The following is a 26,667-nucleotide window of genomic DNA, read 5'->3' as shown; positions in this document are numbered from 1 at the left end:
CGACGGGGCAGGGAACCGACGCATTTGTTCGAAGAACCAGGATTTGCCGGACCCCGGCGCAGACGCGTCCCCAGCCCGGATTCCCACCCAAACCGAAGGACCATGAAGTGACCACCACCTCCCTGACCAAGTCCCGGGGCGCAGGCCACACCGGTGACAAAGTCTTTTCCGCCGCCACCTTGGCGGCAGGGTGTCTGATCCTCGCCGTGCTCTTCGGCGTGGCACTGTTCCTGGTCGTCCAGGCGATCCCGGCCCTCGTGGCTCCGGCCGACCAGATCCAGGGCGGCGAAGGATTCTTCACCTATATCTGGCCGCTCGTCATCGGCACCCTCATCGCCGCCGTGATCGCCCTGGTGATTGCCACCCCGCTCGCCATCGGTGTGGCGCTCTTCATCTCGCACTTCGCCCCGCGCAACCTCGCCTCCGGCCTCGGCTACGTGGTCGACCTGCTCGCCGCCATCCCCTCCGTGGTCTATGGCGCCTGGGGTGTTGCGTTCCTCGCCAAGGAAATCTCCCCGTCCTACGACTGGCTGGCCAAGAACATGGGCTGGCTGCCGATCTTCCAGGGCCCGGCCTCGGCCACCGGCAAGACCATCCTCACCGCTGGAATCGTCCTCGCCGTCATGGTCCTGCCGATCATCACCTCCCTGACCCGCGAGATCTTCCTGCAGACCCCCAAGCTGCATGAAGAGGCCGCGCTGGCACTCGGCGCCACCCGCTGGGAGATGATCCGGATGACCGTGCTGCCCTTCGGCCGGCCCGGAATCATCAGCGCCGTGATGCTGGGACTGGGCCGGGCACTAGGAGAGACGATGGCCGTCGCGCTGGTCCTTTCCTCCGGCGCCCTCACCGCCAGCCTGATCCAGACCGGAAACCAGACCATCGCCGCCGAAATCGCCCTGAACTTCCCCGAGGCCAGCGGGCTCAAGGTCAACACGCTGATCGCCGCCGGCCTGGTGCTGTTCGTCATCACCCTCGGCGTGAATGTGATCGCCCGCGGCATCATCAGCCGGCACAAAGAATTCTCGGGAGCCAACTAAATGACCTCCACCCTGACCCCGGTCCGGAAGCGCTCGGCCCTCACTAAAGGCCAGCTGCCCAAGACCGCACCGTATATCGTCCTGGCCGTTGCCTTAATCCTCGGCGCCGCTATCCTGGCCCTGATCGGATTCAACGCCTTCGGCTGGGGACTCGTCTCCGCCGTCCTCTTCGCCGCCGGCCTGGTGGGCTGGAGCCTCGTCGTGGAAGGCTCGCGCAAGGCCAAGGACAAGCTGGCGACCTGCCTCGTCGTGGGTTCCTTCCTGATTGCCCTGCTGCCCCTGGTCTCGGTGATCTGGACCGTGCTGGTGAACGGGCTCCCCGGGCTCCTGGATCCCGGCTTCCTCACCACCTCCATGAACGGCGTTACCGGCGCCTTCGACAACAAGACCGTGGAACAAGGCGCCCCGTTGCTGGGCGGCATCTATCACGCGATCGTGGGCACTTTGCTGATCACGGTGCTCGCGACCCTCATCTCGGTCCCTGTGGGACTGCTGACCGCGATTTATCTCGTGGAATACGGGCAGGACCGCGCTCTGGCCCGTGCCATCACCTTCTTCGTGGACGTCATGACCGGCATCCCCTCGATTGTGGCCGGCCTGTTCGCCGCGGCCGCCTTCTTCGCCGTGGTCGGCCCGGGCACCAAGACCGGTGCCGTCGCCGCCGTCGCACTCTCCGTGCTGATGATCCCCGTGGTGGTCCGCTCCAGCGAGGAAATGCTGAAGATTGTCCCCAACGAGCTCCGCGAGGCAGCCTATGCCCTTGGCGTCCGCAAATGGCGGACCATCCTCAAGGTGGTCCTTCCGACGGCGATCTCCGGCATCGCATCCGGCATCACCCTCGCCATCGCCCGCGTAATCGGCGAAACCGCGCCGATCCTGGTCACCGCCGGCTTCGCAACCACCATCAACACCAACGTGTTCAGCGGCTGGATGGCCTCGCTGCCTACCTTCATCTACACCCAGATCCTGAACCCCACCTCACCGTCCAACCCGGACCCGTCCTCCGAGCGGGCCTGGGGCGCGGCCTTGGTGCTCATCATCCTGGTGATGCTGCTCAATCTGGGCGCCCGCCTGGTTGCAAGCCTCTTCGCCCCAAAGACCGGCCGCTAGGCCAGCGCCGCGCCCGCCGTCAATACCTCCAGCAAGTGAAGGAACACCATGTCTAAGCGCATCGACGTCAAGGACCTGAACGTCTACTACGGCAAATTCCTGGCCGTCGAAGACGTCAACATCAACATCGACGCCAAGTCGGTCACCGCCTTCATCGGCCCCTCGGGCTGCGGCAAGTCCACCTTCCTGCGCACCCTGAACCGCATGCACGAGGTCATTCCCGGTGCGCGGGTTGAAGGTGAGGTGCTGCTGGACGGCGACAACCTTTACGGCCCCGGTGTTGACCCGGTCACGGTCCGCTCCCAGATCGGCATGGTGTTCCAGCGCCCCAACCCGTTCCCCACCATGTCCATCCGGGACAATGTGCTGGCTGGCGTGAAGCTGAACAACAAGAAGATCTCCAAGGGCGAGGCTGATGTCCTGGTGGAGCGTTCCCTGCAGGGCGCGAATCTGTGGAACGAGGTCAAGGACCGCCTGTCCAAGCCGGGCTCGGGCCTGTCCGGCGGCCAGCAGCAGCGCCTGTGCATTGCCCGTGCCATCGCCGTGGAGCCCCAGGTGATCCTCATGGACGAGCCCTGCTCGGCCCTGGACCCGATCTCGACGCTCGCCATTGAGGACCTCATCAACGAGCTCAAGGACCAGTACACGGTGGTGATCGTGACGCACAACATGCAGCAGGCGGCCCGCGTGTCCGACAAGACGGCTTTCTTCAACATTGCCGGTACCGGCAAGCCGGGCAAGCTGATCGAGTTCGGCGACACCCCGACCATCTTCAGCAACCCCACCGAGAAGGCCACCGAGGACTACGTCTCCGGCCGCTTCGGATAGACCAACCCGCTCGTCGATTGCTCCGCAGGTGCCGTTTTTTTTAGCCCTCAAAAGGGCACCTGCGGAGCAATCGAGGAGTCCTACAGCCCTGCCAGCGGCGAGAGCGCCAGCTGAAGGACGAACGCGGCGGCGGCGGTGGCAATCGGGGTCAGGGCCCATAGCGCCAGGATGCGGATCACCAGCTTGCGGTTGGTGCCCGGGAAGCTCTGGTTGGCGCCGGCGCCAAGGGCTGCCGACGTCACGGTGTGCGTTGTGGAGACGGGCCAATGCAACCCGATCGCGCCCACGAGCAGCATCACCGAGCTGTACATCTGCGAGACAAATCCGCGCAGGGGGTCGATCCGGGTCAGCCGGTAGCCGATCGTGTAGGAAATCCGCCAGCCCCCGGCCAGCGTTCCGGCCGACAGCAGGACGGCGGTCAGCACGGCCACCCACACCGGCACGGAACCGCCGTCGGAGAGCCCGGCCGCTACCAGCGCGAGGATCACCACAGCGCTGGTGCGCTGGCCGTCCTGCAGCCCGTGGCCGAAGGCAACGGCGCCCGCGGCGATGGCCTGGGCACGCCGCGACCGGGAGTTGACCACGCTGGGCGGCGTGTAACGGGCGGCCCAGCTGGCGGGCCAGACCAGCAGGTACGCCCCGATATAGGCGATCACCGGTGAGAGCAGCAGAGGGAGCGCCACCTGGTACACGAGGGAAGCGTCAACACCGGTGACGGGATGACCGCCGACGGCGACGCTCGCGACCCCTGCTCCGGCGAGACCGCCGACCAGGGCGTGCGTGGAGGAAGTCGGAATCCCGCGCCACCACATGCAGATGCCCCACAGGATGGCGCTGAGCAGCCCGGCCAGCAGGATCGTGAGGCCGTTCGTGCCTGGCGGAAGCGACACCCACGCCTGGCTGACAGCCAGCGCCAGGGCGGCGCTCAGTCCGGCGCCGATGAAGTTGAACAGGGCGGCCAGCAGGACCGCCACGGTGGGGGTCAGCGCCCGCGTCCGCACGGCCAGGGCCACCGACGAGGACGCGTCCCTGAAGCCGTTGAGGAACGCGAACGCCCCGGCGCAGATCAGCACCAGGGCAAAGAAGAAGATCATCACGTCAGGATTCCTTGACGATGATGCTGCCTACTTGGGTGGCGATCCGGCGCATGTCCTTCGTGACTTCCACGAGCTGGTTCGCGATGTCGCGGTTGCGCGCGTACTGCGTCGACTTCATCTCGCGGAGCATGTCCGCAACCCAGACCCTGTGCGTGCGTTCCGCACGTTTGGCCAGGCGCAGGATCTCGATCCAGTAGTCCTCAAGGTCGTCCAGGTTGTTCAGCTTCCGCATGGCGTCGACGGTGAGCTCGGCCTGCCGGCTGATGATTTCCAGCTGGTCCGCAGCGCGTTTGGGCAGCCGTTCCAGCTTGTAGAGGGAGACGAGCTCGGCGGCGGCATCGAGTTTCTCGATCGCTTCGTTGAGATACCGGGACAGCGCGTACATGTCCTCGCGGGGCAGCGGGTTCACGAAACTGGTCCGCATGTGGGTCAGGAGCGCAAAGTGCAGCTCCGCCGATTTAGCTTCATGGTTGTGCATGTCCTCCACCAGCCGGGCATGCTCACTGGCCGGGACGCCGAGGATCTCCGACAGGGTTCCGGTTGCCAGCACGATCTGGCGCGCCATTTGGGAGAGCAGGTTCAGCCCGGCGGATTCCTGCGGGAACAGGCGCAGCTTCACGTGGTGTCACCGGTCTTCCGGGGAGAGGTTCGCGGGTGGACTCGGCCGGCCGTGTGACTTGACGGAGACCAGCGCATACGCATTACTTTACCGTCCGCCCCCGGCCCGGACCGTCCGGACGCGGCGTATGTCTGCGCAGGCAACGCCGCAGTTTGAACCGCAGGCAAAACAGCCGTCAAAGCCGTAGGGAAAGTCACCGTCAAAAGGGCATAAAAATGGTGCCGAACCGGATACGCCTCTCGGCGGTAGGCCGCTCTAGGCGGCTAAATGTTGAAGCCCGGGGGTTTCGCGGTTCGGCACCGCTTTTAGTTTTCTACGTAGGTTCAATCAAGTCAACATTGACAGCCTGCCCCCGCCGTGCGTGCCCGTCGCGGCGCCGGAACTCTGTCCGCAGGCATCGCAGGCATCCCAGCCAGACCCGGCTGGCCGTCGTCTAGTCCAGTTCGCCGAGCCGCCACGCGTTGGCGGCGTGTTCGAGGTCCTCCGCCGTCTTGACCAGGAGGTGGGAGTTGCGGGTGAGCTTGCTGGCATGGTTCTCGTTGCTGTGCTCGGCGCCGTCGGCCAGGGTTGCCTGGCCCAGAGCCACAACGCGGCAGAACGCGGCAGAGCGTTCCAGAGCGACGTCGAAGTCGCCGTCGAAGGCTCCGGAGAGGATGGCGTCCGCCATGGATTTCATCTCGTCCGCTCCCGGCGGCTCGGCAGCGCCGGCCACCACATGGGACACCTGGGCCGTGTCCTTTCCCGCCTTGAAGTACACGGAAATCCGCTCCGGATCCTGGATCGTGGCGGCCCGCAGGGCATACAGGCGCCACAGGGCACCGGGGAGTGAGCGTGCGGGGCTCTCGGCCCACATTTCGGCGATCGCTTCCAGGCCCTGCTCGTCGGCGAGCTTCACGAGCCGCTTGGTGACCCTGGGGTCATCGCTGTCGCGGCCGCGGCGCACGAGCGCCTGGGCGGCCAGATGGGCCGCCTCCGAAACGCGGGCGGGATCAGCCCCGCCGGCGAACGGTTCAAAATCGATCGGCGCGAAAGGTTTCGGCTTGTGGTGCCGCGGGCCGGGGGCGCTGGATCCTGCTTGCTCGCTCATGCCACCACGCTACTCCAGTGCCGCCGGGTAATCGAGGATCGGCCGGCGGTCCCCCCGGTGACGGCCGACGCCGGTCCCGCCACGGTGAAAAGCCGGCCCGGGTCTGGGGTACAGTATTAATCGTCCAGAAATGGACTGGGCTGAAACGCGCCGCAGCTACGGATTTGTCCGCTGGCTTGGGCGCTTTTGGCTGGGGCCTTTAGCTCAGTTGGTAGAGCATCGGACTTTTAATCCGTGGGTCGTGGGTTCGATCCCCACAGGGCCCACTCTTTCTCGTGAAGAGTGGAAAATCCCCGGTTTCCTGGCAACAGGACGCCGGGGATTTTTGCGTGCGCGGCCCCGGACGCGCCCGCCAGGGCAGGAAGGGCTTGGGGGCCCGGCACTTCAACGAGGCATCCTGGATTGTACGGCAGGCTAGTTACCAGTTCCGCTAGGATTGCCGGATGGACTCCCACGGCACGCCGGCCTCCGGATATTGGTATGGCCCCGATGACAGGCTGGATCCCCCCGCGGCCATCCTGCAGGCCCTCCGCGACTACAGGGCCTCGGAGGTGGCGACCCGGCGGTCCACCCGCGATTCGATGGGCATGGGCGAGACCGACCTCCTGGCCCTGCGCTACCTGCTGCGGGCCAAGTCCACCGGCGAGCGGGCCGGCCCCAAGGATCTCAGCCGCGTCCTGGGGATCACCACCGCGTCCACCACCTCGCTGATCGACCGGCTGGTTGCCAGTGGACATGTCCGGCGCGAGCCGCACCCCACCGACCGGCGCTCGCTCGTGATTGTGCCGACGGTCGCGACAGACTCCGAGGTCCGCGCCACCCTTGGGCAGATGCACCGCCGGATGATGGAAGTTGCCGAGTCCATGAGCGCTGAAGAGGCCCGGGTTGTCATCACGTTCCTACGGCGGATGAGCTCGGCCATTAGTGAAGAGCGGCACCAGCCCTAGCCCCCTGGCGAAAACTAGTACGCCAAACTAGTTAGCCGGACTAGTTATATGTATGCTTACTACTTGTTCCTCACCATCGAATGAGAGTAGGCGTCGTGACTGAATCCGCAACTCCCAACGGGGGAGCCGGCGACGGTTCCCTGTCCGCCGGGCACGTGGGCCTGGCCGACGCGGATATGGCGCTGCCCGAGATGAGGTTGGCGCACACTGTTCGGCCCTGGGCGGCGGACAGCCAGGCCCCCCGGCACTGCGGAACACCCATGGAATGGCGGTCCCCGGAACCGGGTGCGATGGCCTCCTACTCGTTCGAGCCCGCCGGCCACTCCGCGGCCCTGCCCGCCCTGTGGCGCTGCCGCTGTGGCTTCCAGCTCGACGGCGTCGACCAGCGTGGCGCGTCGCTTGCCGCGGCCTACTGGCACAGCCGGTGACCGCTCCGGCGGCGGCCCGCCCGGTACTCGCGGGCAGCGTCCTTCCGGCACGCCGGCCCACGGGCGAGCCGGGATCCTTCCTGATCCACGAACTCCTGGGCAGGGGAGCCACCGCCACCGTTTTCCGCGGAACTGATCTCGCGAACCAGCGCCCCGTGGCCGTCAAGGTGGCCGAGGGACCCGACGGCCGGCACGCGCGCAGGATCCATGAAGAAGCCCGCATCCTGTCCGGGCTGGATCATCCGGCCGTGGTCGCGTTCGCAGGTGAGGGCCGCGTTCCGGACGGAAGCCCGTGGGCCGGCCGCCCCTTCCTGGTGGAGGAATTCGCCTTTGGCGGCAATCTGGCGGAACGGATCCACGCAGGCCCGGGGGACCCCGGGGAAGTCGCCGGCTGGGCCGCGGCGGCCCTGTCCGGGCTCGGCCACGTGCATGCGCTCGGACTCGTCCACCAGGACATCAAGCCCGCCAACATTCTGCTGAGTTCCCTGCGCAGGTCCCCCGTGCGGATTGCGGACTTCGGCATTGCGGCCCCCGCGGGGACCGTGCTCGAGCCGGGAATGTCGTCCGGCACCGTGCACTACATGAGCCCGCAGCAGGCCAACGGGGGCCCTGCTGATCCGGCGACGGACGTCTATGCCCTGGGCCTGGTTCTCCTGGAGTGCCTGACGGCGGCCAGGGCATTTCCCGGGACGCATGTGGAGTCGCTGGTGGCGCGCACCTTGAGAGGGCCCGCAATTCCGCGGGGACTGGGACCGCGCTGGGTGTCGCTCTTGGCGGCCATGACGGCCATGGAGGCCGCTGACCGGCCCTCGGCCGAAGAGGCTTCCGCCGCGGCCGCCGCTATGGTGCAGCGGCCTGTACCGCCGCTGCGGGACTACGCCGCCGGGCTGTTCGCCGGCGGGTGGAGGGCGGCTCCTCCCGCTTCCAGACGCCGGCCGCTCACTCCCGTGGCGTGAGCCGGGCCCGGGCCGGCACCAGCGCGGTGGGTGACGCCACTCGCAGCCGGCCCGAGGGGGAGCCCGGCAGCCCGGTTTCCGGGTCTAAGGGGTAGGTCACGACGTCGCCGGACCGTTCGTGGGCCACGTGCAGCCATCCGTCGCGGACCAGGTGATGGCGGGGCCAGTCCCCGCCGCTGGGCACATCGGCCACCGGCCGCAGCGCCGCGCCGCCGGCCTCAACCTCCAGCGCACTGATCCGGTTCGAGCCGCGCACGCCCACGTAGGCGTGCCCGGCGTCGGGCGCCAGCGCGATCTCGGCCGCGGAATCTCCCGGCAGCGCCCCGCCGGCCGTGGCCGGTCCAACGAAGCCGAGCCGGAAGTCCCCCGAGCCCGGCGACATTGCCGCCACGGCCACCTCAATTGAATACTCGGTCACCACAAAGACATGCCCGCCCGGGTGCTGAACCAGGTGCCTGGGACCGCTGCCCTGAGGCAGGACCACCTCGTGGTCCAGAACCAGCCCGGGCACCGGCCCGGGGCGGACGTTCCAGATCCGCAGAAGGTCGTGACCGAGGTCCGTGGTCATCACCCGGCCGTCCGCAAGCATGAGCGCGGCATGGGCACGGCTGGGCCGCTGTGCGCCCCCGGAGGCGCCTCGATAGGGATCTCGGGACCCCGCGGCGGCGGCCCGGTCCATGATCCCGCCGTCGGCGTCGAGCTCGTAGTACAGCACCTGGCCGTCGCCCCAGCAGCAGACCACCAGGAATCGGCCGGAGGGCTCGACGGCGACATGGCAGGCCGCGTCGCCGGCCGGCCACGCCGGGCCGGCCGGCTCCAGGCCAAACGCGCCGGCCCTGCGGTAGGCCCTGACCGTCCGAGCGTGCTCGGCAACGGCGTAGACCACAGGAAGTAAGGGGTGGGCAGCCAGGAAGGACGGAGAGTCAGCCGCCGCCGCAACACCCAGCCAGCGCAGGGTGCCGTCCTCCGCCGCGGCCACTGCGCCGATCCCCGTGCCGCTGCCGCCGGAGTCTGCCGTGTAAGAGCCGGTCCAGATGAGGTCGTGTGCCGGGAAGGAGTCCATGGTGACATCCTGCCAGCCCGGACCGGGAAGCCGCGGTCAACCGCCGTCACAAACCCCGGACTCAATGCCGCCGGATTAATCACCGCGCGACGGTCTGTCCTTGGGTAGCATGGGGGAGTTCGAGCAACTGCAGCAAAAGGAGGTGGGTCCCGTTTACACAAGTCCAGACAGGGTGCCCTCCTGGCGCTGCCGGCCTGCCGGCCGCGGCTAGCTCACGGTGAGGGCGTCTGAGATCAGACCGAAGGGCGCTCCCATGCCAGTAATCCGCCACCATTCCCCGCACGGCACCCTCACAGCCAGGCTCCGGGCCGCCGGCTGTGTTTTCGCCGAGGACGAAGCCCGACTGCTCCTCGACGCAGCTCCGACGCCTGAAGCACTCGAAGCGATGGCACGCCGGAGGATAGCCGGCCTGCCGCTGGAACACATTCTTGGCTGGGCCGAATTCTGCGGACGCCGCATCGCCGTCGGCCCCGGGGTGTTCGTCCCGCGGCGCCGGACGGAATTCCTCGTCCGGGAGGCTGCCGCGCTCTTGACCGAGTGGCGCTTGGAACCGCTCGGGGTCGCCCGCCCGGCACCCGTTGTGATCGATCTCTGCTGCGGTTCCGGCGCCGTCGGGGCCGCGCTTTCGGCGCTCGGCGGCCCACTCGAACTCCACAGCGCCGACATCGACCCCGCAGCCGTGGCGTGTGCACGCACCAACGTCGGGCCGCTGGGCGGGGAGGTCTACGAGGGTGATCTCTATGCTCCGCTCCCGGCAGGACTCCGTGGCCGCGTCCGGGTGTTGGCGGTCAACGCCCCCTACGTGCCATCAGCGGAGATCGAAACCATGCCCCAGGAAGCGCGCCTGCATGAACCGCGGACCTGCCTGGACGGCGGTGCCGACGGGCTTCACGTGCAGCGCAGGGTGGCCGCCGGGGCGCTGCAATGGCTCGCGCCTGGCGGCCACGTGCTCATCGAGACCAGCCGCCGGCAGGCCGCGCAGACGGCGGGGATCTTTCGCCGCCACGGCCTGACCGCCCGGGTGCTGGTCTCTGAGGAGCTCGGCGCTACCGTGGTGGCCGGTACCCTGGCGCCTCCCGGTTGAGGGCGGTGCCCTCCTGCCGGCGGCCCTGCAGCTGCCTAGGGCAGTTTGTCCGCCTCGACGCTGGTGGCGGGACCGGCAGGGGTGGCGCCGCCTTCATCAGACCAGTCCTGTCCGTCCTGGTCAGTGAGCGCCGGGTCGGATTGGACATCGGCGGCCACCGGCACTGACAGTTCCGGGCCCGCGTCGCGGTGGACGGCTGAGCCAATGACCGTCCCTGCACGGCGGGCGGCCTCGGTGAGCTGTCCGGCGACCTCGGGGGCCTTATCCTTGACCGTCTCGGCTGCCGCCGTGAGCTTGTCCTGGATCGGTTTGCTGTGCCAGAGGTCGGTGGTCCGGGACTTGAGCTTTTCGTAGGCTTCGCGGCCGGACCGCGAGCCCAGAACATAGCCTGCGGCCAGTCCGGCGCCGAAAAGAAGTTTGCCCTTCATGCTGTACTCCTGTTCTTTAGGGACGTATGAGAACGGTCGTGCGTGAAGAAGTGGAGGTTCCCGGGAAATGGCCGTGCCGCCGAAATATGCGGTCGTGACGCCATTGCGTCCTGCCAAAATTGTGCGAAAAAACCGGCCCCGGGGATCACCCGGGACCGGTTTCCGTTCAGTTTCCGTGTTAGCGGACTGAACGCTTGCTGATCATGCCGTAAACGAGCAGGACGATGATCGCACCGCCGATGGCCAGCAGCCAGGTCGACAGCGAGAAGAACTCGTTGATGCCAACACCGAACAGTGCACTGCCGATGAATCCGCCCAGGAGAGCGCCGACGACGCCCAGGATCAGGGTGATCACGATGCCACCGCCCTGACGTCCCGGGAGGATTGCCTTAGCGATTGCGCCGGCGATGAGGCCCAGAATCAGAAATGCGAAAAAACCCATTTTATCGTTCCTTCTTCTTTCATTGAGGAGGCACCCGGATCGCCGGGTGCGCTTCATCCTTCTGCCCTAATACTAATCATGCTTAGTATAAAAGAGCCACCCGACTACCGGCAGGTTTCGCCGGTACACGGCTAAAACGGCTGAAAACGGCCGGAAGGTTCACTCGGGATTCATCCCGGATTCGGAAATCGTTCCATTGCCCACAGGGTGCCGGGCGCTGTCACGGCCTACCAGGCGTAGTCTTCGGGTGCCGTGCGGTGTCCCGGGAAGATCTCGTCGAGGCGCTTGAGCGCGTCGGCGTCGAGCTTCAACTTCTGCGCCCGGATGGAACCTTCGAGGTGCTCGAGCGTGCGCGGGCCGATAATCGGAGCGGTGACTGCCGGCTGGTGGAGCAGCCACTCGAGCGCCACATCGCCAGGCTCCTGGCCCAGTTCGTCGGCGAAGTCCTCGTAGCGTCGGATCTGTTTCTGGTGTGCCTTGAGTGCCTCGTGGGCGCGGCCGGCGATGCGGCGGACGCCTTCGCGCTCCTTCTTCAGCACCCCGCCCAGCAGGCCGCCATGCAGCGGCGACCACGGCAGAAGTCCCAGGCCGTACTGCTGCGCGGCAGGAATCACTTCCCGTTCCACGTCCCGGGTCAGCAGGTTGTAGATCGACTGCTCACTGACCAGCCCGTTGTAGTTGCGGCGTGCCGCTGTTTCCTGCGCGCGGGCAATGTGCCAGCCGGCGAAATTGCTGCTGCCGCTGTAGAGGATTTTGCCTTGCTGCACGGCGACCTCGACGGCCTGCCAGATCTCCTCCCACGGCGTGTTCCGGTCCACGTGATGGAACTGGTAGAGATCGATGTAGTCCGTCTGCAGCCGTTTCAGGCTGGCGTCGAGCGCCCGGCGGATGTGGAGCGCCGAGAGCTTGGACTCGTTGGGTCTGTCCGTCATGGTGCCGAACAGCTTGGTGGCGAGCACCGTGCGCTCACGGCGCTCGCCTCCCTGGGCAAACCAGCGGCCGAGGATTTCCTCGGTCCAGCCGCGGTGGCTCGACCCGCCGTACACATTGGCGGTATCGACGAAATTGATGCCGGCTGCCTGCGCGGTGTCCAGGATGGCGAAAGCCTCCGCCTCCCCGGTCTGCGGGCCAAAGTTCATGGTGCCCAGGCACAGGCGCGAGACTGTCAGGCCGGAGCGGCCCAGATGCGTATAGCGCATGAAGCGTTCCTCTCCGTCCTGACCTCCTCCGCCCTGACGCGTTGCGGGTTGGCTCCGAAGGCGGCCCGGTGCGCGCCGTTGCCACTCCGAAGCGGGGGTCAGCGTTCCAGCCGGAACCCGAGCTTGATGGTGACCTGCCAGTCGGCGACCTGACCGTTCTCAAGGTGGCCGCGGATTTCCTTTACTTCGAACCAGTCAAGGTTCCGCAGAGTCTTGGCGGCCTCGGCAATGCCGTTCCGGACGGCCGCATCGACACCCTCGTTCGAGGTTCCGACAATTTCAGAAATGCTGTAAGTGTGATTAGACAACTTCGCTCCTCGTGATCGCCATCGATGCCCGGCTGTGGGCCGTTCCTGCAGACTAGCCCACGGAACCCGGCCGGACTAGGGGTGCGGGGCCCGGGGGCCGGGACCCGGGGGGCGGCCCCGGCAGCGGGCGCTTGGCCTGGCGGGGCACGGTGTCGGCCCGCGGCCTGATCCGGCTCACCATCCAGGGCAACATGTAGTGCGCCATCCAGGCGAGGTCCCCGGCCCTGGTTTCCCGCCAGTTGCCGGGCGGCATGGGCTTGGGTTCCAGCGGCCGCAGCCGGTGCGGCACGCTGAGCGTGTCCAGGACCATGGCGGCAATGGTGTGGTGCCCCAGCGGCGAAAAGTGAAGGCGGTCAGGGTCCCACATCCGTGGATCGCTCAGTTGCCGCAGCGCCCACAGATCGGCGATGACCCCGTCGTGCCGGGCGGCGATGACGCGGATATTCTCGTTGAACACCGCGACCTTGCCGCGGATGTGCCCAAACACGGGTGTCTCGCCCCAGTCCGGGCCGGTAAACAGGACCACCGTCGCCCCGGTGGCGGAGAGCGCGGCCACGGCATCGTCAAGGGCGGCGGCCATCCGGTCCGGATCGCCGCGATGGAACACGAGATCGTTCCCGCCGGCCGAGAGGGTGACGAGGTCCGGCTTCAGGTTCAAGGCCGGCCCGAGTTGCTGGTCAAGGATGTCGCGAAGGACCAGGCCGCTGATGGCCAGGTTGGCGTAGCCGAACTCGCGACCCTCGCCGAGTTCTTCGGCAATGCGGTCGGCCCACCCGCGCATGCCGCCGGGGCTCAGGGGTTCCGGGTCGCCGACGCCTGCCGTGAATGAATCCCCCAGGGCGACGTACCGGCTCCACGGCTGTGAATGCCAGGCACCGAACTGCCCCCGTGCGGAGCCCTGGTTCCCCGGCGGCCATGGCCCCGGGGAGGGGGTGTTGGCGCCGGTATGGCCGGCGCCCGGCTCGGGGAACCTGGCGGCGTTCACATCACCAGCAATACGCCGATAATGCATGCCGCACAAGGTACTTATGCCCCTAGCGGCCCGTCGTGGAGACGCTCCCATCTCAGCTCCGGAGGCTGTCCCGGAGACCGCGTCGGCGTCGCGGCGACGAGGTCGTTCAAATACTCAGGGGGGTATGATATTAAAGCTGACGCATCGAACCCGGAGGAACAAATGGAACTCGATCCCACAGACATGAAGCCTGTCATCAACCGGCTTCGCCGCGCCCAGGGCCAGCTTGCCGCGGTCACCCGGATGATCGAGGAGGGCCGTGACTGCAAGAGCGTCGTGACCCAGCTGGCTGCCGTATCGAGCGCCCTGGACAAAGCCGGATTCTCCATCATCGCCACGGGCCTGCAGCAGTGCATGCAACAGGAGGACCCCAGCCTGGACCGGGCCGAACTGGAGAAGCTGTTCCTCTCGCTCGCCTGAGAGCTTCCACCGGGCGCGTCCGCCGTGGCCTGCCCGGACCGGCGCGTCGGTGTCAGGCGGTTCCGGCGCCCAGGACATAGGTCTTCAAGTCATCCAGGGTCTGCTGCATGTGCGCGTCCATGGCATCGCGGGCGCGGTGCGGGTCCCGTGAGGCCAGGGCATCCGCGATGTTCTGGTGGTGTCCGATTGCATGCTCCTGGATGTCCGGCACCTTGGACGTTTCCGTCCGCCGCTTCTCCAGGACGCGGTGCAGCGGCTCGAACAACACGGCGACGAACACGTTGTCCGACGCCTGCAGGATGAGGTCGTGGAAGGCCAGGTCCGCCTCGACGAAGGCCGCCAGGTCGTTGCGCTCGTGCGCCAGCCGCATCTTTTCCACGTGCGCGCGGAGGGTCTGGATGTCCGAATCCGCCATCCGTCCGGCGGCCAGCTCGCAGGCGCCCGTCTCCAGCATCCGGCGCAGCTCGATGAGCTGAATGGCGGCGGAGGCGTCGTTGGTGCCTTCCGAGGCCGCCCGCAGCACAGCGTCCAGGGAGCCCCAGCGGTTTACCGGGTTCACGAACGTGCCCCGGCCGCGTTCCACGCTGAGAATCCGCTGGGCTTCGAGGGTCTTCATGGCCTCGCGGACGGTCATTCGGCTGACCTCGTGCCGCGAGCTGAGCTCCAGTTCGCCGGGGACGCTCGCGCCGGGCGGAAATTCGCCGGCAATGATCCGGTCCAGCAGTTCATCGGCCACTACGCCGACCAGCGATTTCCTAGCCAATTCTCCCCGTCCAGCGACTCCGCTTTGCCTGAAGCTCTGCCTGATGTTTTCTCTCATGGCATGTTCCCTGATGGCCAAGTCTACTTGCGCGTCGTTGTGCCATATGCCACACTAGCACTCGGAAATAAGATGTCTGACATCTTACATTTAGCCTCAACTCCGGTTCCCTCCCGGGCCGTAGCTTTTCACCGATAGATCCCCACACAATGGAGTGCATAGTGCCCCTCGAAGCAGACGTGCTGGCCGCTTTCCCCGCGGAAGTACAGATCCCCGCCCGGCTAGTGGCAGACAGCGTGGCGGCCTCGTCCGAGGCATCCCCCCGCGTCCTGGTAGTGCTCGACGACGACCCCACCGGCACCCAGTCCGTGGCGAACCTGCCGGTTCTCACGCGCTGGGACGTGGCGGACTTCGCCTGGGCGTTCGGCTACGACGTCAACGGCCAGCGCCAGCGCGCGGTCTACGTGCTGACCAACACCCGCAGCCTTGACCCGGCAGAGGCGGCGTCCCGCAACGAGGAGATCGTCCGGAACGCCCTCGCGGCCGCCGCATCGGCTGATCCGGCCCTGCGGCTTAGCTTCGTCAGCCGCAGCGATTCAACCCTCCGCGGCCACTACCCCCTCGAACCCGACGTCATCGCCGCCACCGTCACCGCCGTCAACGGCGAGACGACGGACGGCGTCGTGATTGTTCCCGCGTTCCCCGATGCCGGCCGCGTGACCATCGGCGGCGTGCACTTCATGCGCGGCACGGGCGAGGACGCCGGACAGCTCACCCCCGTGGCCGAAACTGAGTTCGCCCGGGACGCCAGCTTCGGTTTCGCCAATTCGGAGATGGCCAAGTACGTCGAGGAAAAGTCGAAGGGCCGGTTCCCCGCGGGTTCGGTGATCGTGCTGGATCTGGACATCATCCGGGCCTCAAATGATCCGCTGATCTCCGCCAAGGCCATTGCCGACACCATCGAACCGGCCACCGACTCCACGCCGATCGTGGCGGACATCGTCACCGAAAACGATCTCCGCGCCCTGGCCCTGGGCCTGGAAGAAGCAGAGCGCCGCGGCAAGAAACTGCTCTACCGCGTAGGGCCGCCCTTTGTCCGGGCACGGATCGGCCAGGAAATCCGCACCGAACTCAGCGGCGACGAAGCATATGCCGGCAACACGCCGTCGGAAGCCGGCGGCCTGATCGTCGTCGGCTCCCATGTCGGCGTCACCACCCGCCAGCTCAACGCACTCACCGAGCAGCACAGCGCGGCGCGGATCGTGGAGATCGACGTCGAACAGCTGCTCGGCGACAACGCGGGGGCGTACCTCGACGAAACCGTCGGCACGGTGGTCGCTGCCCTCCGCGCCGGCGACGTGATCGTCCACACCAGCCGGCTGCTGATCAAGACCTCCGACGCCGCCGAAAGCCTGCGGATCGCCCGCACCGTCTCCGCCGCCGTCGTCGCCGTGGTGAACCGCACGCTCAAGACCTTCCCGCCCCGCTTCGTGATCGCCAAGGGCGGCATCACGTCCTCGGACGTCGCCGCGCACGGCCTGGAAATCCGCCACGCAATCGTCCGCGGGCCCATGCTGCCGGGCATCGTGAGCCTCTGGGAGCCGATGGACGGCCCGGCCAAGGGCATCCCGTACATCGTCTTCGCCGGCAACGTCGGCGACGACCAGTCCCTGGCCCAGGTCACCCGCAAGCTCAGCAGCACCTTCTGAACCCCCGCTTTCCTTCCGCCTCTTTCCCCGCTTCAATTTCAATGGAGAAGATCATGACCACCGATTACAAAGTCACCGTTCTGGGCCTGGGCGCCATGGGACTGCCCATGGCCGCGCGCCTCGCCACCCGGCTGACCGTCCACGGCTTCGACATCGCCGAGCCCCGCCTCGCGCTCGCCCAGGAAGCCGGGGTCCGCACCTTCGGTTCCGCCCGTGAAGCCGCCGAGGGCGCCGACGCCCTGCTGCTGGCGGTGCGCAACGGCGAACAGCTGGACGACGTCCTCTTCGGCGAGCACGGCGTGGCCGCCGTCCTGAAGCCGGGCGCCGTCGTGATCCTTGGCAGCACCGTGGGCACCGAAGCCATCCCGGCCACCGTTGCCCGCCTCGCCGAGCACGGCGTGGCCCTGGTTGACGCACCGCTCTCCGGCGGCCCGAAGCGCGCCGGGGAAGGCGACCTCCTGATCGTCGTCGGCGCCGAGCCGGCCGCCCTCGAAACCGCCCGCCCCGTCCTGGAGCTCCTCGCCTCCACCCTGACCGTGGTGGGTGAGAAGCCCGGCGACGGCCAGGCTCTCAAGACCGTCAACCAGCTGCTCTGCGGCGTCCACATCGCCGCCGCTGCCGAGGCAATGGCGCTGGCAGACGCCCTGGGCCTGGATCAGGCCAAGACCCTCGCCGCCCTAGAGGCCGGCGCGGCGGGCTCCTTCATGCTCTCCAACCGCGGCCCGCGCATCCTGGAGGCCTACACCGAGGACGGCGCCGAGGTTCTCAGCCGCCTGGACATCTTCGTCAAGGACATGGGGATTGTCGGCAAGGCCACCCGCGCCGCCGGCCTCGCCGCCCCCGTGGCCGCCGCGGCGGAGCAGCTCTACCTCCTCGGCCAGGCCCAGGGCCTCGCCGCCGCTGACGACTCCGCCGTCATCAAGGTCGTCGCACCCAGCAAGCGCACCGCCTAGACAGCCCTTCATCAGCCGGCGAGGGCGGACCCCTCCGCCGTCGCCGGCCCCCTCCCCGCCACTATTCCCGACGACGTATCGACGACCTTCCTGTCAAAGGAGACACTCCCTCATGACCCCCCTGCTCAATTTCCTGATGGTGCGCGCCGCCGACGCGCCCGTCATCAAGCCGGCCGTGCAGCTGGGAACTCCGCTGCTGCTGACCATCGCGGCTGCCGGCGTCGCCCTGCTGCTGATCATGATCATCCGCTTCAAGATCCAGGCCTTCGTGGCCCTGCTGACCGTCAGCATCCTGGTGGCCGTCGCCGCGCAGATCCCGCTCAAAGACGTCTTCACCGTGGTGGCCAACGGCGTGGGAAGCACCATGGGCAAGGTCGCGCTCCTCATCGCCCTCGGCGCCATCCTGGGGCGCATGATCGAAATCTCCGGCGGCGTGCAGTCCCTCGCCGACCACTTCACCGCCAAGCTCGGCGCCAGGCGCGTGGCCGTGGCCCTCACCGCCGTGGGCTTCCTCGTCGCGATTCCGGTGTTCTTCGAAGTCGGCATCATCGTGCTGGTGCCGATCGTCTACGCGTTCGCCAAGATCGCCAACGTCCACCCGGTCAAGTTCGGCCTGCCCATGGCCGGCATCATGCTGGCCATCCACGTGGCCGTGCCGCCGCACCCGGGCATTGTGGCCGGTGCCGGCGTGCTCGGCGCCGACATCGGACTGATCGCCCTGATCTCGCTGACGATCTGTGTCCCGCTGGGCTTCCTGTCCTACTGGGTTGCGTCCATCATGAACCGCAAGAACTACGATCTGCTGCCCACCGTCAAAGCCCAGGTGGACGAGTTCGGCTCCGATTCCCTGGTCCGCGTCGGCCACGAGGGCCCGGGCAGCAAAGCCATGGCCGCGCCCCGCCCCGGACTGATCATCTTCCTCATCGCCACCCCCATCGTGCTGATCCTCCTCGGCACCATCGGCACCCTCGTGATCGACAAGAACAACTTCTGGTACGGCGTCTCTGCCTTCGTCGGCAACCCCGTCTTCGCCCTCCTCGTCGCTGTGGCGCTCTGCTTCTTCCTCCTGGCCGTCCGCCGCCGGTGGTCGCTGACAGAAACCGGAGAAATCTTCGAAGGCGCCCTGCCCCCGATCGCCTCCATCCTCATGGTGGTCGCCGCCGGCGGCGTCTTCGGCAGCGTCCTGCAGGTCAGCGGCATCGGGGCGGCGCTCTCCGAGTCCCTCGACACCCTCGGGGTTCCGCTGCTGCTGCTCGGCTTCATCATCTCGCTTGCCCTCCGCGCCGCCCAGGGCTCGGCCACGGTCGCGATCGTCACGACGGCCGGCCTGCTCTCCTCGGCCGTCGCCGGCGGCGGCTACACCCCGGCCCAGATTGCCGTGATCGTGATCGCCATCGGTTTCGGCGCCCTCGGCCTGTCCCACGTGACCGACGCCGGCTTCTGGGTCGTTGTGCGGTACTACGGCCTGACCGTCGCCGACGGCCTCAGGACCTGGACCGTGCTCACCACCGTGCTGGGACTGGCAGGGTTCGCCCTGACGTTCGTGGCCTGGATGCTGGTGGGAGGCCTGAGCGCCTGATGCGTACCCGACTCGACGCCCTGGTCAGTGCCGCCCTGCAGCAGGGCTCGGCCGTGCCGGCGTTCACCTGCTACGACTTCACCACCGCGCTCGGCGTTGTGGCGGCGGCCGAAGAGGCCGGCCGGGGCGCCATCCTGCTTGTCGCGCCGAAGACCGCGGCCACGCCCAACGGGCTGCGGCTGATCGCCGCCCTCCGCGGGCTCGCTGACGCGGCCGGAGTACCGGTTGCGGTGCAGCTGGACCACGCCACCGATCCCCAGGTGATCGCCGAAGCCGTCACCGCGGGCGCCGACTCGGTGCTGGTCGACGGATCCTCGCTGCCTTACGAGGAGAACATCGCCCTGGTCCGCGGCATCCGAGCGGACCTCGCCGCGCAGGGCAATGCCGACGTCGTGATTGAAGCAGAACTCGGCGGACTGGCCGGGGACGAGGACCGGGCCTTCGGTACCGGCGCCGCAGACGGCGCAGGCAGCGCATCAGGGGAGGACCCCTCCGGCCTCACCGACTCCGCCCAGGTGGAGGACTTCGTGGCCCGCACGGGGGCGCAGCTGCTCGCCGTGGCCGTGGGCAACGTCCATGGAAAGTACAAGGGGGAACCCCGGCTGCGCTGGGACGTGCTGCAGGACATCGCCGTGCGGACCCGGATCCCGCTGGTCCTGCATGGCGCCTCGGGCATCCCGGCGGCGGAACTGGTCAAGGCCGCGGCCATGAACGTGGGCAAGGTCAACTTCAACACCGAGCTGCGCACCGGCGTCCTGGCCGTCCTCGAAGAACAGACCGCCGCCCACCGGGCCGACGGCGAGAACCTCCAGGCATTGCTGGGCCTGTGGGATGCCTCCGCCCGGGGTTTCGCGGCCACCGCCCTCGCGACGCTCGCGACGCTCTCGCGCTGAGCCCGCCGGCAGCGCGCCACGGCGTGCGCGACGCCACTGCCCGTCGTCGTCCCGGCCCCCGGGTCCGCACCGCCTGATCGCCGGTGCGGAACCGGGCCGTAGGACCCCTCGCCGATAGGCCTCCCAAGGCCGACAATGGAGGCAACACAGCAGGCCTTCCCAGGGGGCGCCATGGTTCCACAGCAGCGGGCAACCGGCGGCCCGGCCCCGATGCCGGTCCGCGACCCGGTGATTGACCTTGCCAGGTTCTTCTGCCTGACACTTGTGGTGGTCGGACACACCATGATGGTGAGTCCCGTCCTGCACGCTGACGGCACTGTGACCAGCGAAAACACCCTGGGCAATGAGCACTGGTTCGAACCCGTCGTGTGGGTCCTTCAGATCATGCCGCTGTTCTTTGTGGCCGGCGGAATCACCGGGCTGCAGTCCTGGCGGCGGCTGCGGGCCAGGGGCGGCAGCGCCTTCGATTTCATGCAGATGCGGCTGCTGCGGCTGATCCGTCCTGCTGCCGTACTGCTGGCCGTTATGTTCACCGGCCTGTCGCTGGCCCTGCTTTCGGGGGTTGACCCTCAGGTGATCCAGTTACTCACCAGCGGGGCGGGAATGCCGTTGTGGTTCCTCGCCGCGTACCTCGCCGCGCAACTCAACCTTCCCTGGCTGGCGGGCCTGCATGCGCGCGCGCCCTGGCTAGCCCTCGCCGGGCTGATCTCCCTGGTGGTGACGGTCGACTGCCTGCGGGGGGTGCTGCCGCAACTTGCCTACCTCAATATGGTGTTCGTGTGGTGCGCTGTCCAGCAGCTCGGATTCATCGTGGCCGACACTCGAGGGCCGAAGCCGGGCGGGCTGGCATTGTTTGGCCTCATGGTCGCCTGCAACCTGCTGCTGGGACTTCTCGTGCTGCTGGGGCTGTACTCCGGGAACATGCTGGTGAACCTCAACCCGCCCAATCTGACGCTGGTGCTCCTGGGGATCTCGCAAGCCGCCGCACTCCAGCTCTTCCGGCCGGTGCTGTCCCGAATCGCGTCCCTGGCCTGGGTGGGCCGGCTGGTGGGCGTGGCCGGCAGCCGATCCATGACGGTCTACCTGTGGCACCTGCCCCTGCTGGCGGCGATGTCCGGGGTGTTGCTGCTGACAGATTTTCCCCAGCCGGCCGGCGGATCCGCGGCATGGTGGTGGGGGCGTCCGCTGGTGCTGATGACCGTCATCGCGCTGTTGCTGCCGGTTGTGGCGCTGTTCGGCCGGCTGGAGAATCGGCCGACGTCGTCCGGCCCGTCACCGAGCCGCCCGGCGGCGGCTGTGCTGCTGGCCGCCGTCGCCGTTTTTGTTCCGGCGGTCCAAGCGGCGCTCAACGGGCTCACGCTGGGGCTCCTGGGCGGCGGCGCCGGGTGCTTCGCGCTCGCGGTCGTGCTGCTGGGACGGATTCCGGCCCGGCTCATGTCGCCGGCCGAACGGTCCGGCGGACCAGAACCGCCATTGCCACACCCGCCATTAAGTGCCAATGTCGAACCATGACGGAGAACTCGGCAGCCACGGAAGACCCCTTCAGCCCGGACGTTGCCACCACCCGCAACGACGAGCTGCACCGCTACGAGCTCCACGTCGGCGGCAAGCTCGCCGTCCAGGTGCGCTTCATCGACCGGCCGGGTCACATCGACTTCATCCACACGGACACGTCACCGCAGTTCCAGGGCCAGGGGCTCGCGAAAGTGCTGGCGCATTTCGCCCTCGACGACGTGGTGGCCTCCGGCAAGCGGATCATCCCCAATTGCCCGTTCATGTACCGTTATCTGCGCAGGCATGAGACGTACCACCAGTACGTGGACTGGCCGGAACGGGCACCTGAGGGAGCCTAGCCCCTCGGGCAGGGCGGCCCAGCTGGCAGGGGCCCGGAACTGCCATGGGCGCCGGGCCCGGCTTGTGAGCCGGACAACAACCTCGTAAGGTTTGAGCAGAGTTATGCAGTTGGCTCTTGGACAGGTCCCTTTGGAGAACCCCATGAACCATAAACTGCGTGTGCTTGTCCGTGTGGACGTCGATCCCGCACATGTCACCCTCGAAGTCACCGGCTGCGTTACCCAGTCTGATTCCGCTGCGCTCCTGCATATCGTGCGCCGCGCGTGCCGACTCGGAGCGGGAGCCGAGGTGGTGATCAACCTCCACGGCGCCTCCCACCTGGATCCGGAAGTGCTGCTTGACCTTCGGCGGCTCGCGGACAGCGGACCCTTGCAGGCCCCTGACGCCAGGGACTCGGCCGTGCCCGTGCTGGTCCGACTCACCCTCGACGAGCCGGCCGTTCTGCCCATCTGCCTCCTGCACGTGGGACCCGACGCCGAAGTCCTCGCCGGACTCGAGACCGATTTCCGAGCGGGCCCTGTCACCGTCTCGGCCGGCACCAGCGAACCGGCCGGACTGCTCGACGTCGGGTTCGGTTCCGGACCCGATTCCGGGACGGGGGATGCCAACAGCCCGCTGGCCGCGGAAACCGGCGGAGTCAATGACTTCGGCACCATCAACGGGCTGGCGCTCTCGGAGTACTTCGAAGGCACGCTCGATCCAGCCGCCACGGTCCGCGCCTTGTCCGACACCGCGCTGTGCCGCCTCGCGGACGCCCTCTACCGCCACCTCGACACCAGCAGCCCGTCATTTGGCGCGCATACCTGGTACGAGCTCGCGGCCGAAGAGCTCCAGAACCGCCACCTGACGGAGGGGGACGGCCCCGAGGAGGAAGAACTGGCGTCGGACACGGCCCTGGCCTGAGCCTGCACGAGGCTAGGCTGTCGCTATGAACCCACACACAGCGTCCACACCGGGCAGCACCGCTCTCATCACGGGCGCAACAGCGGGCCTCGGCGCCGAGTTCGCCCGCCAGCTTGCAGAGCAGGGCCACCGCGTCGTGCTCGTGGCCCGCGACGCCGGCCGCCTCGCGGCCACTGCCGCGGAGCTGGAGAACCGTTACGGGTCCGCGGCGGAGACGATCGCCGCGGACCTGACGGACGACGCCGGGATCGCCGCCGTCGTCGCGCGCCTCGCCGATCCCGCCCGGCCCGTGGAAATCCTGGTCAACAACGCGGGAATCGGGTTGCTGCGGTCCTTCGAGGACAACGACATTGCCGAGGAGAAGCGGCACCTGAAACTTCATGTTGAAACCGCCATGGAGCTGACCCATGCCGCCCTGCAGGGCATGCTCGCCCGGCAGTCCGGCAGGATCATCAACGTCGCCAGCGTGGCGGCCTTCCTGCCCCGCGGCACATACTCGGCGGCGAAGGCGTGGCTGCTGAGTTTCTCGCGCTGGGCCAATATGGCCTACGCGGCGCGCGGGGTGCAGGTCACTGCCGTGTGCCCCGGCTTCACCCACACGGAGTTCCACGACCGGATGGGGATGGACAAGACCGTGGCGCCGCGCTGGATGTGGCTCGAGGCCCGCCAGGTGGTCAGCGAGGCCCTGGCCGATAACGCCAAGGGCAAGGCCGTCTCGATTCCCAGCAGGCGCTACAAGGTCCTGACATCGGTTTCGCGGGTGCTCCCGTCGCGGCTCGTCGCCGGACCGCCGCGCCGCGCGAAGTAAGAGCGGCGGGTTCCTCCGGGGCCGGCCGCGCGACCGTGCCGGATAAGTCTGGGCCGGATCAGTACGACGACGAGGATCCCTACGGCAGCGCCCACCAGCGTCTCGACGGCCCGTTCGGACACCAGGACCTGCGGGTCGGCCGGCGCCGCAAGCTGTCCGATGAGCAGGATCACCGGGGTGAAGGAGATCATGGCGAGGCCGTAGTGCCGGGTCATGAACAGCTCCGTGCTGAACTGCAGGACGATCACGAGGCAGGCCATGACGGCAGCTGCCTGGCCGGGGAAGGCCTGCAGCGGTGATCCCGGCCAGGGGAACAAGACGGCTGCCACCACCACGAGGCCCAGGAGTGTGCCGACGATCCTGTGGATGCCGCGGTACACGCTGCTGGGCAGATCCGCCCCGGCAAGCGGCACCGCGGCGGCGGCCATGGCCCAGTGCGGGTGGCCGCTGCCGCTGAGGACACCGATGGCCCCGGCTGCGCCGACGGCGCTGACGTAGCGGGCGGCGTGAAGCCACGCGGCCCGGCGGCGTTCCCCGCGCAGTACCGTGACATCCCGCCGCCGGCCGCGCTGCCAGGTCCGGCCCCGGAACCAGCCGACAAAGCCGACGGCGATCGAGAACGCGGCCGACCCGGCGGCGATGAGGACGGCGGCATGCCAGGGGACGGTGGCGGGAACGGACGCGCACGCCCCCAGCGCCAGGATCCCGAAGAAGGGCCCGGCCGGTTTCAGGGTGGTCCTGTCCGCGAACAGCGACCCGGCGCCGGCGAACACGGCCTCCGTGATCACCAGCGCCCACGAGTGGATGTGATGGACCGAGAGAAGGACGCCCGTTCCTACGCCGGTGAGCAGCAGGACAGCCGCCTGGCCTTGGTGCCGCAACCGGAGCTGATGGGGCTCGGTGCGGCCGTACATACCGGTCAGTGCGCCGAAGACGGCGTAGGCGGTCAGCTCCGGGCGCCCGCTTGCCAGCAGCGCGAGGGACGGCACGGCGACGCTGATCGCCACCCGCCACGCCGACACGTGGTCTTTGTTGGCCGGGGCCAGGCTGTGCAGCGAACGCACGTGGCGCTGCAGGGACATGAGACTGCCTCTCGGCTTTCTCCGGGGTTTCCCCGGGTTCTCCGGGGTTTCCCCGGGGGCTGGATCGGAGGGCGGACACGCCTAAGGCCTGTTCCGTATGGATCCCCAACGGGTAAGCATACGGAACAGGCCTCTAAGGGCGGGGCTGTTACGGAGTCCGGACTAATGCTGCCGGCCTGGGACGGGCCGGACTAGGCCCGGGCCGGGACTTTCCCGGCGTCGACGCGCCCTGCTGCCGAGTCTGCGGCCGGGGCCGGGACCATCGGCATGTCCATGTGCTCGAGGTCGATCAGCGGGTTTTCGTCCTGCGTCGCGACCAGTTCGCGGGCCTCGGCCTGGGTGTCCACGCTCGGCATGGAGCCCGGGAGCGGCATCTGGGCGGACTCCTTGAGGAAGTAGATCGCCACTGCGCCGATCGCCGAGGTGGCCATCAGGTAGTAGGCCGGCATCATGTCGTTGCCGGTTGCATTGATGAGGGCGGCCACGATGAACGGCGTGGTGCCGCCGAAGATGGCCACGGAGAAGTTGTACGCGATGCCCATGGCGCCGTAGCGGCTGGCCGTCGGGAACTGGGCCGGCAGGGCAGAGGCCAGGTTGGCCACGTAGAACGTCACCGGGAAGGCAATCAGGGAGAGGCCGGCCAGGGTGGACCAGATTTCGCCGATGCCGATGAGCAGGAACGCCGGGGTAGCCAGGACAACCGTGCTGATGGCACCGATCCACAGCACGGGGCGGCGGCCGATCCGGTCAGAGAGCTTGCCGGTCAGCGGGATGCACAGGCTCATGATGACCAGTACGGGGATGGTCAGCAGCGTGCCGTGCAGCTCGTCGTAGCCCTTGGACTCCGTGAGGTACGTCGGCATGTAGGAGGTCAGGGCATAGCCGGCGGTGTTTGCCGCCGCGACCAGGATCATCGCCACGATCAGGGAGCGCCAGTACGCCTTCACGATGCCCACGGGCCCCTTGGAGGCTGCCGTGTCCGAGGCGGTGGCGTCCTTGGCGAGGTTTTCCTGGGCATCCAGGGTGGCCTGGAACTGCGGCGATTCCTCGATCTTGCTCCGGAAGTACACGGCGATCAGGCCGAGCGGACCGGCAAGGAGGAACGGAATGCGCCAGCCCCACTGCTCCATGGTGTCCTGGCCGAGGGTCAGTTGCAGCACCGAAACGAGTGCCGCGCCAAGGGCGAAGCCGAGGTAGCTGCCCATGTCCAGGAAGCTGGCGAAGAATCCGCGCCGCTTGTCCGGGGCGTACTCGCTGACGAAGGTGGTGGCACCGGCGTATTCGCCGCCGGTGGAAAAGCCCTGGATGACCTTGAACAGGACCAGCAGGACCGCGGCCCAGATGCCGATCTGGGCATAGCCGGGCAGGAGCCCGACGGCGAAGGTGCTGGCGGCCATGATCATCAGGGTCGCGGCGAGCACCTTCTGGCGGCCTACCTTGTCGCCGAGCCAGCCGAACACGACGCCGCCGAGGGGGCGGGCGATGAAGGTGGCGGCAAAGGTTCCCAGCAGGAACAGGGTCTGGACGGACTTGTCCGCGTCCGGCAGGAACACCGGTCCCATGGTGGTGATCAGGTAGCCGAACACGCCGACGTCGTACCATTCCATGGTGTTACCCACGATGGTGCCGCCGAGCGCTTTCTTGAGCATCGGCTGGTCGACAACGTTGACGTCGGACTCACGGAGTCGACGGCGACGCAGCTTTGGTTTCTTCGCACCGTTGGGTGCCACTTGGTTGGTTCCGCTGGCGTTCAAAACGCCTGCTGAAGAGTCGGTCATGCTTCGGTCTGTGGGCATTTGGGCCACTCCTATGGAGGTCATTTGCTTGCGACTTGTAGCTGCCCCGCTCTGGGCAGGCTTTCAATTTTACGGGATTTCTCTGGAGTTTCCGAGTTCGGTGCCGTATCATCCAGCATTTGAGGTTCTATTTGGGGGCAATTGTCCATATTCTTTTGCCCTGTTTCACCGCGCGGTTACTGGGAACCGGCACTGCCCGCGGTGCCGCGGCCAAAATTTTCCTCACCACCCCCCGCAAACGCTTGTTCTTGGGCCGGATTCA

Annotated in this window: 28 protein-coding genes and 1 tRNA gene; 17 read left to right on the top strand and 12 right to left on the bottom strand. The window is 67.7% G+C overall.

Annotated features, from left to right (window positions below; all coding sequences use genetic code 11):
- The first annotated feature begins 107 nt into the window (after window positions 1–107).
- The 3 genes from pstC to pstB are packed head-to-tail and all read left to right on the top strand — an operon-like array spanning window position 108 to window position 2,978.
- The gene (gene pstC / locus ACVWYS_RS17870) at window positions 108–1,040 is read left to right on the top strand and encodes a phosphate ABC transporter permease subunit PstC (RefSeq protein ID WP_091250109.1); all 933 of its coding nucleotides are present in this window, start codon (window positions 108–110) and stop codon (window positions 1,038–1,040) included.
- Window positions 1,041–2,150: a phosphate ABC transporter permease PstA gene (gene pstA / locus ACVWYS_RS17865; RefSeq protein WP_456510168.1), complete on the top strand. Its 1,110-nt coding sequence runs from the start codon at window positions 1,041–1,043 to the stop codon at window positions 2,148–2,150.
- Window positions 2,151–2,198: 48 nt separating this feature from the next.
- Complete coding sequence (gene pstB, locus ACVWYS_RS17860; RefSeq protein WP_091250115.1) at window positions 2,199–2,978, top strand: phosphate ABC transporter ATP-binding protein PstB; 780 nt, start codon at window positions 2,199–2,201, stop codon at window positions 2,976–2,978.
- An 80-nt stretch (window positions 2,979–3,058) separates the two neighbouring features.
- Here pstB and ACVWYS_RS17855 read toward each other — a convergent pair whose 3' ends face one another.
- From ACVWYS_RS17855 to ACVWYS_RS17845, 3 genes are all read right to left on the bottom strand, one after another.
- Window positions 3,059–4,072 (bottom strand): anion permease, encoded by a 1,014-nt coding sequence (locus tag ACVWYS_RS17855; RefSeq protein WP_456510304.1) that lies wholly within the window; start codon window positions 4,070–4,072, stop codon window positions 3,059–3,061.
- 4 nt (window positions 4,073–4,076) lie between these two features.
- A complete protein-coding gene (locus ACVWYS_RS17850; RefSeq protein WP_116765472.1) occupies window positions 4,077–4,694 on the bottom strand; it encodes a DUF47 domain-containing protein in 618 nt (205 codons plus the stop codon).
- A 433-nt stretch (window positions 4,695–5,127) separates the two neighbouring features.
- On the bottom strand, window positions 5,128–5,781 hold the full coding sequence (locus ACVWYS_RS17845) for a hypothetical protein (protein ID WP_456510167.1): 654 nt from the start codon (window positions 5,779–5,781) through the stop codon (window positions 5,128–5,130).
- Between the two features lie 193 nt (window positions 5,782–5,974).
- Here ACVWYS_RS17845 and ACVWYS_RS17840 point away from each other — a divergent pair.
- The 4 genes from ACVWYS_RS17840 (at window position 5,975) to ACVWYS_RS17825 (ending at window position 8,112) form a co-directional block, all read left to right on the top strand.
- Window positions 5,975–6,047: transfer RNA gene (locus ACVWYS_RS17840), tRNA-Lys, on the top strand.
- Window positions 6,048–6,224: 177 nt separating this feature from the next.
- Window positions 6,225–6,728: a MarR family winged helix-turn-helix transcriptional regulator gene (locus ACVWYS_RS17835; RefSeq protein WP_344361411.1), complete on the top strand. Its 504-nt coding sequence runs from the start codon at window positions 6,225–6,227 to the stop codon at window positions 6,726–6,728.
- Window positions 6,729–6,823: 95 nt separating this feature from the next.
- Window positions 6,824–7,156 (top strand): hypothetical protein, encoded by a 333-nt coding sequence (locus tag ACVWYS_RS17830; RefSeq protein WP_456507707.1) that lies wholly within the window; start codon window positions 6,824–6,826, stop codon window positions 7,154–7,156.
- On the top strand, window positions 7,153–8,112 hold the full coding sequence (locus ACVWYS_RS17825) for a serine/threonine-protein kinase (protein WP_456510166.1): 960 nt from the start codon (window positions 7,153–7,155) through the stop codon (window positions 8,110–8,112). The genes ACVWYS_RS17830 and ACVWYS_RS17825 overlap by 4 nt, the downstream gene beginning before the upstream one ends.
- Here ACVWYS_RS17825 and ACVWYS_RS17820 read toward each other — a convergent pair.
- Window positions 8,096–9,175 (bottom strand): lactonase family protein, encoded by a 1,080-nt coding sequence (locus ACVWYS_RS17820; RefSeq protein WP_456510165.1) that lies wholly within the window; start codon window positions 9,173–9,175, stop codon window positions 8,096–8,098. The two genes, ACVWYS_RS17825 and ACVWYS_RS17820, sit on opposite strands and share 17 nt — an antisense overlap.
- A gap of 253 nt (window positions 9,176–9,428) precedes the next feature.
- Here ACVWYS_RS17820 and ACVWYS_RS17815 point away from each other — a divergent pair, with 253 nt between their 5' ends.
- Complete coding sequence (locus ACVWYS_RS17815) at window positions 9,429–10,259, top strand: putative protein N(5)-glutamine methyltransferase (protein ID WP_456510164.1); 831 nt, start codon at window positions 9,429–9,431, stop codon at window positions 10,257–10,259.
- Between the two features lie 35 nt (window positions 10,260–10,294).
- Here the strand turns inward: ACVWYS_RS17815 and ACVWYS_RS17810 are convergent, their stop codons facing one another.
- The 5 genes from ACVWYS_RS17810 to ACVWYS_RS17790 form a co-directional block, all read right to left on the bottom strand.
- A complete protein-coding gene (locus ACVWYS_RS17810) occupies window positions 10,295–10,687 on the bottom strand; it encodes a hypothetical protein (protein ID WP_456510163.1) in 393 nt (130 codons plus the stop codon).
- Between the two features lie 178 nt (window positions 10,688–10,865).
- A complete protein-coding gene (locus tag ACVWYS_RS17805; protein ID WP_091250134.1) occupies window positions 10,866–11,129 on the bottom strand; it encodes a GlsB/YeaQ/YmgE family stress response membrane protein in 264 nt (87 codons plus the stop codon).
- Window positions 11,130–11,356: 227 nt separating this feature from the next.
- Complete coding sequence (locus ACVWYS_RS17800; RefSeq protein ID WP_456510162.1) at window positions 11,357–12,328, bottom strand: aldo/keto reductase; 972 nt, start codon at window positions 12,326–12,328, stop codon at window positions 11,357–11,359.
- A 98-nt stretch (window positions 12,329–12,426) separates the two neighbouring features.
- Entirely contained in the window at window positions 12,427–12,636 is a 210-nt protein-coding gene (locus ACVWYS_RS17795; RefSeq protein WP_011690139.1) for a dodecin, read from the bottom strand.
- Between the two features lie 52 nt (window positions 12,637–12,688).
- Window positions 12,689–13,648, bottom strand: a complete 960-nt coding sequence (locus ACVWYS_RS17790; protein ID WP_456510161.1) for an SGNH/GDSL hydrolase family protein — start codon at window positions 13,646–13,648, stop codon at window positions 12,689–12,691.
- Window positions 13,649–13,810: 162 nt separating this feature from the next.
- Here ACVWYS_RS17790 and ACVWYS_RS17785 point away from each other — a divergent pair, with 162 nt between their 5' ends.
- Complete coding sequence (locus tag ACVWYS_RS17785) at window positions 13,811–14,068, top strand: metal-sensitive transcriptional regulator (RefSeq protein WP_018774886.1); 258 nt, start codon at window positions 13,811–13,813, stop codon at window positions 14,066–14,068.
- Between the two features lie 52 nt (window positions 14,069–14,120).
- Here ACVWYS_RS17785 and ACVWYS_RS17780 read toward each other — a convergent pair whose 3' ends face one another.
- A complete protein-coding gene (locus ACVWYS_RS17780) occupies window positions 14,121–14,831 on the bottom strand; it encodes a FadR/GntR family transcriptional regulator (RefSeq protein ID WP_456510160.1) in 711 nt (236 codons plus the stop codon).
- A 218-nt stretch (window positions 14,832–15,049) separates the two neighbouring features.
- Between ACVWYS_RS17780 and ACVWYS_RS17775 the strand changes: the two genes are divergently transcribed.
- From ACVWYS_RS17775 to ACVWYS_RS17740, 8 genes are all read left to right on the top strand, one after another.
- The gene (locus tag ACVWYS_RS17775) at window positions 15,050–16,537 is read left to right on the top strand and encodes a four-carbon acid sugar kinase family protein (RefSeq protein ID WP_456510159.1); all 1,488 of its coding nucleotides are present in this window, start codon (window positions 15,050–15,052) and stop codon (window positions 16,535–16,537) included.
- A 53-nt stretch (window positions 16,538–16,590) separates the two neighbouring features.
- Window positions 16,591–17,490, top strand: coding sequence for an NAD(P)-dependent oxidoreductase (locus tag ACVWYS_RS17770; RefSeq protein ID WP_344361373.1), 900 nt, complete (start codon window positions 16,591–16,593; stop codon window positions 17,488–17,490).
- 112 nt (window positions 17,491–17,602) lie between these two features.
- Complete coding sequence (locus ACVWYS_RS17765) at window positions 17,603–19,069, top strand: GntP family transporter (protein ID WP_456510158.1); 1,467 nt, start codon at window positions 17,603–17,605, stop codon at window positions 19,067–19,069.
- Window positions 19,069–19,962 carry a class II fructose-bisphosphate aldolase gene (locus tag ACVWYS_RS17760; RefSeq protein WP_456510157.1) on the top strand — a complete coding sequence of 298 codons (894 nt, stop codon included), beginning with the start codon at window positions 19,069–19,071 and terminating at the stop codon, window positions 19,960–19,962. The genes ACVWYS_RS17765 and ACVWYS_RS17760 overlap by 1 nt, the downstream gene beginning before the upstream one ends.
- 171 nt (window positions 19,963–20,133) lie before the next feature.
- Window positions 20,134–21,474 carry an acyltransferase family protein gene (locus ACVWYS_RS17755; RefSeq protein WP_456510156.1) on the top strand — a complete coding sequence of 447 codons (1,341 nt, stop codon included), beginning with the start codon at window positions 20,134–20,136 and terminating at the stop codon, window positions 21,472–21,474.
- Window positions 21,471–21,815 carry a GNAT family N-acetyltransferase gene (locus ACVWYS_RS17750; RefSeq protein ID WP_091250164.1) on the top strand — a complete coding sequence of 115 codons (345 nt, stop codon included), beginning with the start codon at window positions 21,471–21,473 and terminating at the stop codon, window positions 21,813–21,815. The genes ACVWYS_RS17755 and ACVWYS_RS17750 overlap by 4 nt, the downstream gene beginning before the upstream one ends.
- 142 nt (window positions 21,816–21,957) lie before the next feature.
- Window positions 21,958–22,719: a hypothetical protein gene (locus tag ACVWYS_RS17745; protein ID WP_456510155.1), complete on the top strand. Its 762-nt coding sequence runs from the start codon at window positions 21,958–21,960 to the stop codon at window positions 22,717–22,719.
- A gap of 25 nt (window positions 22,720–22,744) precedes the next feature.
- Entirely contained in the window at window positions 22,745–23,527 is a 783-nt protein-coding gene (locus tag ACVWYS_RS17740) for an SDR family NAD(P)-dependent oxidoreductase (protein ID WP_344361362.1), read from the top strand.
- Here the strand turns inward: ACVWYS_RS17740 and ACVWYS_RS17735 are convergent.
- Together ACVWYS_RS17735 and ACVWYS_RS17730 are read right to left on the bottom strand one after the other, a co-directional pair.
- A complete protein-coding gene (locus ACVWYS_RS17735; RefSeq protein WP_456510154.1) occupies window positions 23,452–24,609 on the bottom strand; it encodes an FUSC family protein in 1,158 nt (385 codons plus the stop codon). The genes ACVWYS_RS17740 and ACVWYS_RS17735 overlap by 76 nt on opposite strands.
- 191 nt (window positions 24,610–24,800) lie before the next feature.
- Window positions 24,801–26,405 (bottom strand): MFS transporter, encoded by a 1,605-nt coding sequence (locus ACVWYS_RS17730; RefSeq protein WP_344361356.1) that lies wholly within the window; start codon window positions 26,403–26,405, stop codon window positions 24,801–24,803.
- Window positions 26,406–26,667: the final 262 nt, after the last annotated feature.

It is taken from the genome of Arthrobacter sp. TE12231, from assembly GCF_054062895.1.
Note: the sequence above shows the minus strand (reverse complement) of the source record. Positions and strands in the feature narration are given on the sequence as shown.